Consider the following 13,453-nt stretch of genomic DNA (forward strand, 5'->3'; position numbering starts at 1 on the left):
TGTGCCAGCATGACCCGTATGGATCGCCAGGCCCGAGTTCTCGTCGTCGCGATCATCGTCTCGTTCATCGCGTTCCTCGACGGCGCGGTGATCAACGTCGCACTGCCGTCGCTCGCGGCGGACCTCGGCGGCGGCCTGGCGCTGCAGCAGTGGGCCGTCGACGCCTACCTCCTCACGCTCGGGTCGCTGATCCTGCTCGCGGGTTCGCTCTCGGACTCGTACGGCCGACTGCGGATCATCCGCATCGGGCTCTACGGCTTCGCCGTGACGTCGGTGCTCTGCGCCATCGCGCCCACCGGGGTGTTCTTCGTCGTCGCGCGGGCATTCCAGGGCGCGGCCGGCGCCCTGCTCGTGCCGAGTTCGCTCGCCCTCATCATCGCCACGTTCGCCCCCGCCGAGCAGGGCCGAGCCATCGGGCGCTGGACGGCATGGACGACCAGCGCGTTCCTCCTCGGGCCGCTCTTCGGCGGCCTGCTCGTCGACCTGCTGTCGTGGCGCCTCGTGTTCTGGATCAACCTGCTCCCGATCGCGGTCGCCCTCGTGCTCATGCGCCGGCTCGGTCGCGACGAGCCGAACCCCGATCACGAGCGCATCGACTGGCTGGGCGCCGGCCTGGGCATCGTGGGGCTCGCGGGCACGGTCTTCGCCCTCATCGAGGAGAGCCGATACGGCTGGTCTTCGCCGGTCGTGTACATCCCGCTCGTCGTCGGCGTGGTCGCACTCATCCTGTTCGTCCTCCAGGAACGCCGGACCCCGCAGCCGATGCTCCCGCTCTCGCTCTTCCGGGCACGCAACTTCGCGATGGGCAACCTGGCGACCGTGTTCATCTACGCGGCCTTCACCCTCGGGCCGTTCGCGATGACGATCTTCCTCCAGGAGACGGGCGGCCTGAGCGCGACCATGGCGGGGCTCGCAACCCTCCCGCCCACGATCATGCTCGTGCTGCTCGGCTCGCGCTTCGGCGATCTCTCGAGCCGGTTCGGGCCGCGCCTGTTCATGACGGCCGGGCCCATGCTCGTCGGCGCGGGCTACCTCCTCACGCTCACGGTGAACGAGGACTTCGTCTACTGGTGGCAGTTCCTGCCGGGCATCCTCGTCATCGGCCTGGGCATGGCGGTGACGGTGGCGCCGCTGACGGCGGCCATCCTCGGTGCGGTGGAGCCGTCGCGGGCGGGCATCGGCTCCGCCGTCAACAATGCCGTGGCGCGCATCGCGGGGCTCGTGGCCATCGCGAGCATCAGCGTCATCGCGGGCACGCAGCTCGACGTCGACGGATACCGCCGAGCGGCCCTCTTCGTCGCGATCGTGCTCGTCATCGGCGGACTGGTCTCGTGGTTCGGCATCCGCAATCCGCGATGGGTCGCCGAACACGAGACATCCGCGTGACCTCTCTGGCGTGGCGCCCGGGCCGTCACGAAGACGGTCGGCATGCGGTTCGCCTCGTATGCTCGTCACTGAGCGACTCTCACGGAGTCCGGCAACCCGACTCGTTGGAGGCACCCCCATGGCCGAGAAGCCCGAACTGGACCGCGTCGACCGGGCGCTCCTGCGAGCCCTCTCGGGCAATGCCCGTGCGTCAGGGGCCGCGCTGGCCGCCGAGGTCGGCGTCGCCGAATCCACGGTCTCGCTGCGGCTGCGGCGGTTGCAGGCGCTCGGGACCGTGCGCGGCTACCGCGTCGAGGTCGATCTCGCCTCGCTCGGGGTGTCGCTGCAGGCGCTCATCGCGATCCGGCTCGTCAAGCACGACCGTTCCGAGATCGACGCGTTCCGCTCGCAGGTCCCGCATCTTCCCGGCGTGATCTCCGTGTACCACATGGCCGGCGCAGAGGACTACCTGCTGCACGTCGCCGCGCGCGACGCTGAAGAGCTGCGCGAGTTCGTGCTCGCGCACCTCACCGGCCACCCCGCGGTCGCGCACACCGAGACGAACCTCATCTTCGAGCACGTCGACGGCGACGGCTGGGACAAGCTCGTCGGTTGAGCCGGGCCGCCCCGGTCGTGCCGATCTCGGCGGGCGCCCGATCGCGGGGCCGAGTCAGCCGATCGCGGGGCGGATTCAGCCGATCGTCGTGCCGAAGGCCAGGCCCAACGCGTAGGTGACCGCCGCCGCGCCCAGGCCGATGCCGAGCTGACGCAGGGCCCGCTTCACGGGCGATGCGCCCGAGAGCACGCCGACCGTCGCACCGGTGATGACGAGGGCGATGCTCACGAGCACGGTCGCGAGGATCGTGGCCGGGAGGCCGCTCATGCCGAAGATCCACGGCAGCACCGGGATGAGCGCGCCCGAGGCGAAGAAGCAGAAGCTCGAGATCGCCGCCGCGAGGCCCGTGCCGATGGCCTCGTCGTCGTCCTCGACGACCGCGAGCGCGTCGGACGGCGCTGCGGCGAGCGCGCCCGCAGCCTGCACCCGGGCGACGACCCGCGCAGCCTGCTCCTGCGCCTCCGCGTCGTTCATGCCGCGAGCGCGGTAGACGAGCGCGAGTTCGTTCGCGTCGATGTCGAGGTCGATGAGCGCCTCGCGCGCGGTGGGGTCGGGGGCGGATGCCTCGAGCAGTTCGCGCTGGGATCGCACCGAGACGTACTCGCCGGCGCCCATCGAGAGGGCACCGGCCAGCAGGCCCGCGACACCGGTGAACAGCACGACCGAGGCGGGGACCCCAGTCGCGCCGATGCCGAGCACCAGGGCGAGGTTCGAGACGAGTCCGTCGTTGGCGCCGAAGACCGCGGCGCGGAACGTGCCGGCGAGGCTGCGCCGGCCGCGGGCCGCGAGTCCGCGCACGACCTCGCCGTGGATGCGTTCGTCGGCCGCCATCGCGGGGGTCGCGTCCGGGTCGGTGCTGTACGGCGAGCGCCCCTCGGCCTGCTGGGCGAGGGCCAGCACGAAGATCGATCCGAAGCGTCGGGCGAACCAGCCGAGCATGCGCGTGCGCAGGTCGGCACGGGGTATGCCGGTCTCGTCGCCGTCGAGCAGCCGGAGCCAGTGCGCCTCGTGACGGCCCTCGGCGGCGGCGAGCGCGAGCAGGATCTCGCGCTCCTCGCCCGTTCGCCGACCCGCGAGTTCCCGGTAGACGACCGCCTCCGCACGTTCGTCGGCCAGGTAGCGTCGCCAGCGCGCGCGGTCTGCGGGACTGCCCTGCGCGCCCGGGGTCGTGGTCTCGCTCATCGGTTCCGCCTCTCGGGAGGACCGTTCGCGGCGCGCTCCCGCTTCATCACGTCGTCGGGCCGCTCCTGCGGCCTCATTCACGATAGCGACGGCGGACGCGGCATCCGTTCGATTCCGCGTGATTGGCAGCATTTCGGATCGCCGAAGCACGATGCGGCATCGCGCCGCTCGCACGCGAGTTCGCGCGCCCTCAGCGGATTCAGTCGGTCGGCGCCGTCACGAAGTCGATGAGCTCCTCGACGCGGGCGAGCAGCGCCGGCTCGAGGTCGCCGTACCCGCGCACCTGTGCGAGGATCCGCTGCCACGCGCGCGCGATGTCGGCCTGTTCGGCGTGCGGCCAGCCGAACGCCTCGCAGATGCCGTGCTTCCACTCGACGTCGCGGGGGATGACCGGCCAGGCCTCGCGGCCGACCCGGGCGGGCTTCACGGCCTGCCAGACGTCGACGTACGGATGCCCCACGACGAGGACGTTCGCGCGGTGCGGGCCCCGCATGACGGATTCGGCGATGCGCTGCTCCTTCGATCCGGGCACGAGGTGGTCGACGAGGATGCCGGCACGGCGCCCCGGGCCGGGCTGGAACTCGTCGAGGTGTTCGGCGAGCACGTCGACGCCCTCGAGGTACTCGACGACGACGCCCTCGACGCGCAGGTCGGCACCCCACACCTTCTCGACGAGTTCGGCGTCGTGACGGCCCTCGACGAAGATGCGGCTGGGCAGCGCGACCCGTGCCTTCGCCTGTGCCGAATCGACGGCGAACGAACCTGAGGCGGTGCGCAGCCGCCCGGCGGGCGCCTTGGGCTTCGGGCGTACGAGCTGCACGGCCTCGCCGTCGACGAGGAACCCGTGCCCGAGCGGGAACATGCGGGTCCTGCCGAAGCAGTCTTCGAGCGTCACGTACTGCGAGTCCGTGCCGACCACCGCACCGCAGTACCCGTCGGCGGCGAGCTCGACGACGAGGTCGCGCTCGGCCTCGACGGTCGGGATCACGCGGCGACCGCGCGCACGCCAGTCGCCGGCGAGCACGTCGTCGCCGTAGCGGTCGGATCCGTTCGAGGTGTGGGTCGAGGCAGGCACCGGATGAGGCTAACGGAAGTCGCGCGAGCGCAACGGCGCCGACACGGTGAGCCGTTCGAACCGGTCGGCCACGAGGTTCACGACGCCCTCGTCGGAGCGTTCGAGGATGCCGCGGATGATCATCGCCGGCGCCTCTCGCGCGATTCGGCGGTAGCGCTGCCACACGCCGACCCCGGCGATCACGTTGACCGTGCCGGATTCGTCTTCGAGGTTCATGAAGGTGATGCCGCTCGCCGTCGCCGGTCGTTGGCGATGGGTGACCACGCCGGCCACCTCGAAGCGCCGCCCGCTCTCGGCGACGGCGAGCCGGTCGACGCGCAGCACGCCCCTGGCGTCGAGCCCTTCGCGCATGTGGCGCATCGGGTGGTCGTCGGGCGAGATGCCCGTGGCCCACAGGTCGTAGACCACCTGCTCGGCGGGGGAGAGGATCGGCAGCAGGGGCGGCTGCACCACGACGACCGAACCGGGGAGGTACTCCTCGCGGTCCTGCGCGGCCTCGCCCGCGAGCCACAACGCCTCGCGCCGTCCGAGGTCGAAGCCCGCGAACGCCCCGGCCGCGGCGAGCGCCTCGAGCTGCTCGGCGGACAGCCCGGCGCGGCGGGAGACGTCGGCCATGTCGCGGTACGGCCCGCGGGCGTCGCGCTCGGCGACGATGCGCTCGGCGACGGCGAGGCCGATCGACGAGACGTCGGCGAGTCCCATGCGAACCGCGAACGCGCCGTCGCGGCGATGCTCGGCCGAGCGGTCGGGGGACTCCCTGACGAACTCGCCGACGGGCGGCTGCACGGGATCGATGCAGGAGGCCGTGCCGGTCGGCTCGCGGCATCCGTCGTCTGCATCAGTCGCGTCTGAAGAGGCCGCGTCGAGCGCCTCGAGACCGGCATGCACCCCCGAGCGGAAGATGTCGGGCCGCAACGTCTGCACCCCGTGCCGGCGGGCATCGGCCGTGAGGGTCTGCGGCGAGTAGAACCCCATGGGTTGGGCGCGCAGCAGCGCCGCGAGGAACGCGGCGGGGTAGTGCAGCTTCAACCACGAGCTCGCGTACACGAGCAGCCCGAAGCTCAGCGCATGGCTCTCGGCGAAGCCGAAGTTCGCGAAGGCCTCGATCTTCTCGTAGATGGAGTCGGCCACGTCGGGGGCGATGCCGTTCTCGGCCATGCCCGCGTAGAGCTTCTCTCGGAGCCGGTCGATCTTCTCGACGCCGCGCTTGGAGCCCATGGCCCGGCGCAGCAGGTCGGCGTCGGCGGCGCTGCAGTTGCCGACGGCGACGGCCATCTGCATGAGCTGCTCCTGGAAGAGCGGAACCCCGAGCGTGCGCTCGAGCACGGGCTTCAGCTTCGGATGCAGGTAGGTGACCTTCTCCTCCTCGGTACGGCGACGGATGTAGGGGTGCACCGCACCGCCCTGCACCGGGCCAGGGCGGATGAGCGCGATCTCGACGACGAGGTCGTAGAAGCACCGGGGCTTCAACCGGGGGAGCGTGCCCATCTGCGCGCGCGACTCGACCTGGAACACGCCGATCGAATCGGCGCGGCAGAGCATGTCGTAGACCGCCGCCTCCTCTTTGGGCAGGGTCGCGAGCTCCCACGTCTCGCCGGTGTGCTCGCGCACGAGGTCGAACGTGTACTGCAGCGCGGCCAGCATGCCGAGGCCGAGCAGGTCGAACTTCACGAGGCCCATCCACGCGCAGTCGTCTTTGTCCCACTGCAGCACCGTGCGGTTCTCCATGCGGGCATGCTCGATGGGACAGACCTCGCCCACGGGCCGGTCGGTGAGCACCATGCCGCCCGAGTGGATGCCGAGGTGCCGCGGGAAGGTCAGCAGCTGCTCGGCGAGCTCGACCACGGGCGCCGGGATGTCGTGGTCGTCGGTGCTCACGACCGCGCCCCAGCGTTCGACCTGCCGACTCCAGGCGTCTTGTTGCCCGGTCGAGTACCCGAGGGCCTTGGCCATGTCGCGCACCGCGACCTTGGGGCGGTAGCTGATGACGTTCGCGACCTGGGCCGCGTTCATGCGCCCGTACTTGCCGTAGACGTACTGGATGATCTCTTCGCGCCGGTCGGAGTCGAAGTCCACGTCGATGTCGGGCTCCTCGTCGCGCAGGGCCGAGAGGAAGCGTTCGAACGGCAGGTCGTAGAAGATCGAGTCGACCGCCGTGATGTCCAGCACGAAGCAGACCGCCGAGTTCGCCGCCGACCCTCGCCCCTGGCACAGGATGCCGCGACTGCGGGCCTCGCGCACGATGTCGTGCACGATGAGGAAGTACCCCGGGAAGTCCTTCGACTCGATGACGTCGAGCTCGCGGGCGAGCCGATCGCGAACATGCTCGGGCACCCCCGGGTAGCGCTGCTCGGCGCCCGCCCACACGAGCTCGCGGAGCCAGCTCATGGGCGTGTGCCCCTCGGGCACCTGTTGCCTGGGCAGCCGCGGCCTGGCGCTCCGCAGCGTGAACCCGAGCTCGGCCGCGAGCGTCGCCGACCTCGCGACGGCGCCCGGGTAGCGCGCGAACCGTTCGGCCATCTCGGCGCCCGAGCGCAGGTGCAGTCCGTCGGACGACGGCAGCCAGCCGTCGAGCTCGTCGAGACTGCGCCTGGCGCGCACGGCGGCGAGCGCCGAGGCGAGCCGGTGCTCGCCCGGCGTGGCGTAGTGCACGGCGTTCGTGGCCAGCAGCGGCAGGCGGGCACGCGCGGCGAGCTCGGCGAGCACGTCGTTGTTCGCCTGGTCGAGCGGATGCCCGTGATCGAAGAGTTCGACGACGACGTGGTCGCGGCCGAACAGGGCCACCAGCCGGTCGAGCTCGCGCCACGCGGCATCCGGCCCCTCGGTCGCGAGCGCGTGCCGAACCATTCCCTTACGGCAGCCGGTGGGGATGATCCATTCATTGCCGGAATGCTCGGCGAGGGCTTCGAGCGAGTACGCGGGGCGGCCCTTCTCGCCCCCGGCGAGCTGCCCGGCAGTGATCGCGCTCGCGAGCCGGTGATAGCCCTCCTGCTGCCTGGCCAGCACGAGCAGGTGCTCGCCCTCGGGGTCGGCCGCGCCCATCTGCGGCGCGGAGAGCCCGAGCGAGAGCTCCGCACCGAACACGGTCTCGAGCTCGGGAAAGCTCTCGGCCGCCTCGGCGAAGCGCACGACCCCGTAGAAGCCGTCGTGGTCGGTGAGCGCGAGGCCCGTGAGCCCCAGCCGGTGCGCCTCCTCGACGAGCTGCTCGGGCGGCGATGCGCCGTCGAGGAAGCTGTACGTGGAATGCGCATGCAGTTCGGCGTACGGCACGACCGGGCCGGTCGGTGCCTCGAGGTCGTCCGACGGACGGTACGGACGCCGCTTGCGACTGAACGCCGGGCCGTCGCCGCCGTCGGCGATGAGCTTCGGAGCGCCCGGCCGCTGCCGGTCGGAGAGCTTGCGCTCGAGTTCGGACCACGGGATGCCGGGGTTGTTCCAGCCCATCAGACCCACCTGCCCATCAGTCGTACCTCGCTTCGGCCCACCAGCCCTCGGCGTCGCGCACCAGCAGCCACGCGCAGCCGTCGTCGTCGACGATCTGGAAGCGATGCACGCGCTTGGCGTGCGCTGGGTCCCACCAGCGCTCGACGACCGGCCACGGGCCGGCCCAGGCGCGCACGGGAGCCGTGCCGAACCCGTCGAGGGGTCGCGTCGCCGAGCTCGCAGCGGGTGCTGGCGTGGCGTGTGCCGGCGCGGCGAGGCCCGCGCCGACCGCGAACCGCTCGGGCGTCGACGAGATCGCCCCGCGTTCGTCGATCATGACGACACCGCCGCGCGCGTCGAGCAGGGTCACCGGAACGCGTTCGCGGAACACGCTCGCGGGCGCCAGGGTCGGGAGGCTGCCCGGCCAGGGTGCATCGCCGTCACGGCCCGGGGCACGGCCGGCGCTCCGCCCGGAGCCCCCACCGGAGACCTGCTCGGGCGCCCGGTCGCCCCATGGCACGAGCACCTGCCGGTCGGTCAGCATGCGGCCGCCGCCGACGGTCGCGGTGACGACCGCATCGTGGCCGAGCATGCTCTGCACGCGCGTGAGCCCGTGGTGCACGCGTTCGTCGGGCCCGCCGCCCCAGAGCCCCTCTTCATGGTTGCCGGTGGAGTCGATGCGCTCGGGGATCACGCGCAGCCGCACGATCGGCGAGGCGAGCCCCGTGTCGGCGGTGCCCGCGCCCTGCAGCTGCCAGCGCACCCGGTCGATGACGTCGGCGGGCGTGAACCAGCGGGGGTGCAGCCAGCTGCGGCTCGAATGCCCGCCGCGCTCGTCGTCGATCTCGACGCGCAGGCCCGTGCACACGAGCCGCACGGCGCGCATGCGCCCGATGAACTCGTCGGCGCCCACCCGGAACGCGAACGCGAGCTGGTCGATGCGGTCGAGCGGGGGTTCGAAGTGCTGCTCGACCTCGAACTCGGGCGGGGGAGTTCGGGCCAGCACCCTGGCCTGCTCGCGCCCCGAGGCGCGGTCGTGCGCGAAGGCACCGGCCGCCCCGAACCGGCGGCGCACATCGGCTTCGGGCAGCGCCGCGAGATCGCCGAGCGTGTGCACGCCGAGTCGGTTCAGCAGCGTCGTGGTGCGCGGGTCGGTCACGAGGGCCACGGGCAGGGGAGCGATGAACGCGGCGGATGCCCCGTGCTCGACGATCTTCACCGATGAGGCCCAGCGGGCTGCGTCTGCAGAACCCGTCGTCCGCAGCTGCTCCGACTGCGCTGAAGGCTCGCCGGCGCCGGCACCGGCACCAGGGCCCGCCGTCGCCCGTGCCGCCTGCTCGGCCGCGAACGGCCCGTCGGCCACGCCGATGCGCGTCTCGAGGAGCCCCAGCTCTGCGGTCGTCTCGAGCAGGGCGGATGCCGCGGCCCGCTCGCTCCCGTAGTACCTGGCCGGCCCCCGAGCACGCATGGCCAACGTGCCTGGGCGCACCACCTGCACGCCGGGGATCGTCTGCTCGATGCGACGCACGACGGGTTCGAACACCCGCACGTCGAGTTCGGCGTCGTAGTCGTGCACGAGCAGACCGGGGGAGCGCAACTGCGCCTCGCGGAGCTTCAGGCCGCGCTGCACGCCCTGTCGGCGCGCCGCCTCGGAGCAGGCGAACACGAACCCGCCGTCGATGAGCGCGATCGCCGCGCCCGGGTCGACGCCGAGCTCGTGACGCACCGCGTGCACCGGCCAGTCGGGGCACCAGAGCACGATCGTGCGACCGGGGTCGAGGTTCATCCGACCCTCCGGCGCGCTTCGCCGACGAGCCCGATCGCGGCGGGCCGTGGCACGCCCGGCATCCGGCCGTTCGGCATCTGGCCGACCCGCGACGGTATGGCAGGCGGGGGCACGGGCGCGAACTCCAGCGAGCTCCCGGGCAGTCGCAGGCGCGACCGGGCGTGGCGCACGAACTCGCCGCGGCCGGCCGTGCTCACGACGACCTCGCGGTCGACGAGATGCCCGTGCCCGCGCTCGAGGCCGTGCCATTCGCTGGCCTCGAGCCCCAGCCTGGCGTCACTGCCCGGCCAGGCGCCGGCGACGAGCAGCGTCGTGCCGCGCTGCCGCAGCCGGGCCTGCAACCGGCTCGCCTCGGCGGGCGAGACGCGTGTGGCAGGCCGCACGGCCACCACCGGCATGACATCGGCGAGCGCCGCCGCGACCGCGAGCCACTGGACGCCGGGGTCGGGCACGAGCGCGAGCCGTTCGAGGGCGATGCCGAAGCGGGAGGCCGCCTCGATGCCGAACTCGGGCATGCCGACCACGGCGACCCAGCCGCCGCCGGCGCTCGGCCCCGCGAGCAGTGCCATGAGCAGTGTCATCGATCCCTCGACCTGCACGACCGTGCCCTCGCGCAGCGTGCCACCGGGCAGGACGCCCGCGAAGACCGGATGCGTCGGCACGGCCTTCGTCTCGAGGCGCGTGCTCTGCATGCCGCGGATGCGCGCCTGCAGCTCGTCGACGCGCGCCGCACGGGGTGCGGGGGCGTCGAGGGGAGCGGTCATGGTCACGCCACCAGTTTCGAACACATGTTCGAATACGGCAAGTCGGGCGCACCGAACGTCCGTGCGTCTGGACGTGCCGCAGGAGACCGGACTACCGGCCGGGGGCCGGCCGTGCCGGACCGAGCCTCGGCGTGCGGTCCTTCGTGTCGCCGCCGCCGACGCGGTTGCTGCGCTCGGTCAGTGCGACGAGCGCGAGATGACGGTCGGCGGTCCAGCAGATGAGCCGGCCGCCTTCCTTCGCCCGCCCGAGGATGCCCGCGTCGGCCAGTTCGGTCAAGGCGCGGTGCGCGGCCGCGGGCGACGCACCCAGCCGCGTGCTGACGGACTCGGCGGTGAGCACCGGGTCGGAGGCGAGGGCGTCGAGGATGCGCAGCACCACCGCATCGCGACGGGGCACGGCTGGGCTCAGTCCGCGACCGCGACGGAAGTCCACCAGTTCCTCGCGCACCCGCTCGTCGAGCGCCGCGATGTCCTCGGCGAGCCGGACCGCATTGCCCGCCGCGCGCTCCGCGGCCAGTGCGAAGCCGCTCACCCACTCGTCCAGCCGCGACGGGTCCGCGCGATAGTCGGTGAGTCCGGCGATGTAGGCGTCGGTATCGCCGGCGAACACGGTGCTGATCGGGATGAGCGTGTTCCGCAGTGCGTCGGCGCGGCGCAGGACGGTGTGGATCAGGGCGCGCCCGGTGCGGCCGTTGCCGTCGATGAACGGGTGGATCGTCTCGAACTGCGCGTGCACGATCGCGGCCCGCACCACCGGATTGCCGGTCGTGTCGGTCGCGAAGCGGGCGAGGTCGGAGACCAGGCGCGGCACCTCGGTCTCGGGCGGCGGCACGAACGCGGCCCTGAGCGGGCTCCAGCCGGGGCCGCCGACCCAGTTCTGCTCCTGCCTGAGCCCGCGCACCAGGCGCGGCTCGATGACGTGCTGGAGATCGACGACGTCCTCCACCGTGATCGCCCGCTCCCGATCCGCGAGGCCGGCGATCGCCTCCTCCGTCGCCCGGACGTTGGCCACCACGTCGAGCGCCTGCCCTGGACCGCGGTGCAGCAGCTCGGCGACCGCCAGGCGCTTCGGGGTGACCCGGTTGCCCTCGATCCACGATGAGGAGATGGACTCCGAGCGGATGAGCAGGTGGTTCAGATATCGGCCCCGCGTGCCGATCCGCTCGTCCGCGCGCGCGAGCACCGCCAGCGCGTCCTCGGCAGCGGCCTGCGCCCGCGCCCCGAGGGTTGGAAGGCGGTCGCCGAGCTCATCTGGCACGTACGCGAGGTACCGACCCGGCGCCCGATCCCTGCGACTCAGGCCGCCCGCGTCCTCTGGGTGCCACAGACGTTCGACGTATTCGGCCATAGAAGCCTCCTGACCGCGTGGAACTTCTACTTTAGATGCCCTAAACGAGAAATGCCAGCGTCGCGCCTTCGGCTCTGCGATCGACCCGGATCCGGCCTGCGAGCACGAAATGTCGGAGATTCGGGCCCACGCGCCCCACGGGGAGGCGAAGGCGCCGAATCTCCGACATTCCGAACGCCATCCACTCTTTTGGCCTACGGGCCACAACCCCGGATCCGACCACCCGGAAACGCAAGAAGGCCCGGATCGAAACCGATCCGGGCCTTCTCGACACATCGCGTGCGCGAGGGGGGACTTGAACCCCCACGCCCGTTAGGGCACTAGCACCTCAAGCTAGCGCGTCTGCCATTTCCGCCACCCGCGCGTTGTGTCTGCCCCGCGATCTCTCGCCGGGCACGAGATAAGACATTAGCACGGTTCTGAAGGTGCTTTCGACCACGGCGACCACCAGACGGATGCCACGACGGATGACGCCGTGTCGCGGCATCCGTCGCTCCGATCGCCCACGGCGGCTACGGTGAAGGGCATGGCCGAGACATCCGCACCGCTGTCCGAACCCGAGGCCGAACTGGAGGAGACCGCGGTCATCGCGCGCGACCTGATCCGGTTCGACACGTCGAACTACGGCGAGGGCAAGGCGAAGGGCGAGCGCGAGGCGGCCGAATACGTCGAGGCGCACCTCAGGGCCCTGGGCCTGGCGCCGCAGCTGTTCGAGCCCGAGCCGCGGCGCACGAGCGTCGTGGCGCGCGTGCCCGGCCGCAACCCCGACAAGCCCGCGCTCGTGCTGCACGGCCACCTCGACGTCGTGCCGGCCGACGCGCGCAACTGGAGCGTCGACCCGTTCGCGGGCGAGATCCGCGACGGCATGCTGTGGGGCCGCGGGGCGGTCGACATGAAGGACATGGACGCCATGATGCTCACGGCGCTCGGCGACATCCTCGGCTCCGGCCGCCTGCCGGAGCGCGAGATCGTCGTCGCGTACTTCGCCGACGAGGAGGCCGGCGGGGGAGTCGGGGCGAGCCGGCTCGTCGACGACCACCCCGAGCTCTTCGCCGGCGCGACCGAGGCGATCAGCGAGGTCGGCGGCTACTCGATCACGGTCGGCGGCACGCGCGCCTACCTGCTGCAGACCGGCGAGAAGTCCCTGCTCTGGGTTCGCCTCGTCGCCCGCGGCACGGCCGCGCACGGGTCGCGCCTGATCCGAGACAACGCGATCACGAAGCTCGCCGGCGCCATCGCCCGCATCGGCGGCACCGAGTGGCCCGTGCGATTGACCGACACGACGCGCGAGCTCCTCGGCGAGGTCGCGAACGTGCTCGGCGTCGACCCCGAACAAGTCTCGCCAGACGAGCTCGCCCTCGCCACCGGCTCCGCGTCGGGGTTCATCACGGCGACGCTCCGCACGACCTCGAACCCGACGGGCCTCGACGCCGGCTACAAGCACAACGTCATCCCCGACCGGGCCGAGGCGCTCGTCGACATCCGCACCCTGCCGGGCGAAGAGGATGCCGTGCTCGCCGAGATCGCGCGCATCGCGGGCGACGACATCGAGATCCAGATCGTGCACCGCGACGTCGGCCTCGAGTCGCCGACCTCGGGCGCCCTCGTCGAGGCCGTGCACCGGGCGATCCACCTGCACGATCCCGGCGCACCCGTGTTCCCGTACCTGCTCTCGGGCGGCACCGACAACAAGTCGCTCAGCCGCCTCGGCATCACCGGCTACGGCTTCGCCCCGCTGCGCCTGCCGGAGGGGCTCGACTTCCCGGCGATGTTCCACGGGGTCGACGAACGCGTTCCGCTGGACGCACTAGTCTTCGGTAGGCAGGTCCTCCGCGACCTGCTCCTCGACTACTGACGGTCTGAACTCCGGGTAGCCGGAGAGACAAGGCGGCCC

At 72.0% G+C, this 13,453-nt stretch carries 9 protein-coding genes and 1 tRNA gene; 3 read left to right on the top strand and 7 right to left on the bottom strand.

Features of this window, described 5'->3' with window-relative positions; all coding sequences use genetic code 11:
- Nucleotides 1-18 precede the first annotated feature (18 nt).
- The gene (locus AC3IPY_RS09860; RefSeq protein WP_489184120.1) at nucleotides 19-1,386 is read left to right on the top strand and encodes an MFS transporter; all 1,368 of its coding nucleotides are present in this window, start codon (nucleotides 19-21) and stop codon (nucleotides 1,384-1,386) included.
- Between the two features lie 118 nt (nucleotides 1,387-1,504).
- Nucleotides 1,505-1,981 (top strand): Lrp/AsnC family transcriptional regulator, encoded by a 477-nt coding sequence (locus AC3IPY_RS09865; RefSeq protein WP_157426182.1) that lies wholly within the window; start codon nucleotides 1,505-1,507, stop codon nucleotides 1,979-1,981.
- 75 nt (nucleotides 1,982-2,056) lie between these two features.
- On the opposite strand, the gene AC3IPY_RS09870 is transcribed toward AC3IPY_RS09865, so the two are convergent.
- From AC3IPY_RS09870 to AC3IPY_RS09900, 7 genes are all read right to left on the bottom strand, one after another.
- On the bottom strand, nucleotides 2,057-3,163 hold the full coding sequence (locus AC3IPY_RS09870) for a VIT1/CCC1 transporter family protein (RefSeq protein WP_489184121.1): 1,107 nt from the start codon (nucleotides 3,161-3,163) through the stop codon (nucleotides 2,057-2,059).
- A gap of 199 nt (nucleotides 3,164-3,362) precedes the next feature.
- Complete coding sequence (locus tag AC3IPY_RS09875) at nucleotides 3,363-4,238, bottom strand: DUF3097 domain-containing protein (RefSeq protein WP_489184122.1); 876 nt, start codon at nucleotides 4,236-4,238, stop codon at nucleotides 3,363-3,365.
- Nucleotides 4,239-4,247: 9 nt separating this feature from the next.
- On the bottom strand, nucleotides 4,248-7,682 hold the full coding sequence (locus AC3IPY_RS09880) for an error-prone DNA polymerase (protein ID WP_489184123.1): 3,435 nt from the start codon (nucleotides 7,680-7,682) through the stop codon (nucleotides 4,248-4,250).
- Nucleotides 7,683-7,698: 16 nt separating this feature from the next.
- Complete coding sequence (locus AC3IPY_RS09885) at nucleotides 7,699-9,447, bottom strand: DNA polymerase Y family protein (RefSeq protein ID WP_489184124.1); 1,749 nt, start codon at nucleotides 9,445-9,447, stop codon at nucleotides 7,699-7,701.
- Nucleotides 9,444-10,211 (bottom strand): hypothetical protein, encoded by a 768-nt coding sequence (locus AC3IPY_RS09890; protein WP_489188296.1) that lies wholly within the window; start codon nucleotides 10,209-10,211, stop codon nucleotides 9,444-9,446. Before AC3IPY_RS09890 ends, AC3IPY_RS09885 begins: the two co-directional genes overlap by 4 nt.
- 91 nt (nucleotides 10,212-10,302) lie before the next feature.
- Nucleotides 10,303-11,559 (bottom strand): Fic family protein, encoded by a 1,257-nt coding sequence (locus AC3IPY_RS09895; RefSeq protein ID WP_489184125.1) that lies wholly within the window; start codon nucleotides 11,557-11,559, stop codon nucleotides 10,303-10,305.
- 280 nt (nucleotides 11,560-11,839) lie between these two features.
- A tRNA-Leu gene (locus AC3IPY_RS09900) sits at nucleotides 11,840-11,923 on the bottom strand.
- A gap of 162 nt (nucleotides 11,924-12,085) precedes the next feature.
- On the opposite strand from AC3IPY_RS09900, the gene AC3IPY_RS09905 reads away from it, so the two are divergent.
- Entirely contained in the window at nucleotides 12,086-13,414 is a 1,329-nt protein-coding gene (locus AC3IPY_RS09905; protein ID WP_489184126.1) for a M20/M25/M40 family metallo-hydrolase, read from the top strand.
- Nucleotides 13,415-13,453: the final 39 nt, after the last annotated feature.

This window comes from Agromyces sp. GL_144 (assembly GCF_057834305.1).

Bases quoted from the DNA above. Each gene is read 5' to 3' on its own strand.
- AC3IPY_RS09880 (WP_489184123.1), bottom strand. From the start codon at position 7,682: ATGGGCTGGAACAACCCCGGCATCCCGTGGTCCGAACTCGAGCGCAAG.
- AC3IPY_RS09905 (WP_489184126.1), top strand. From the start codon at position 12,086: ATGGCCGAGACATCCGCACCGCTGTCCGAACCCGAGGCCGAACTGGAG.
- AC3IPY_RS09890 (WP_489188296.1), bottom strand. From the start codon at position 10,211: ATGACCGCTCCCCTCGACGCCCCCGCACCCCGTGCGGCGCGCGTCGAC.
- AC3IPY_RS09870 (WP_489184121.1), bottom strand. From the start codon at position 3,163: ATGAGCGAGACCACGACCCCGGGCGCGCAGGGCAGTCCCGCAGACCGC.
- AC3IPY_RS09895 (WP_489184125.1), bottom strand. From the start codon at position 11,559: ATGGCCGAATACGTCGAACGTCTGTGGCACCCAGAGGACGCGGGCGGC.
- AC3IPY_RS09865 (WP_157426182.1), top strand. From the start codon at position 1,505: ATGGCCGAGAAGCCCGAACTGGACCGCGTCGACCGGGCGCTCCTGCGA.
- AC3IPY_RS09885 (WP_489184124.1), bottom strand. From the start codon at position 9,447: ATGAACCTCGACCCCGGTCGCACGATCGTGCTCTGGTGCCCCGACTGG.
- AC3IPY_RS09860 (WP_489184120.1), top strand. From the start codon at position 19: ATGGATCGCCAGGCCCGAGTTCTCGTCGTCGCGATCATCGTCTCGTTC.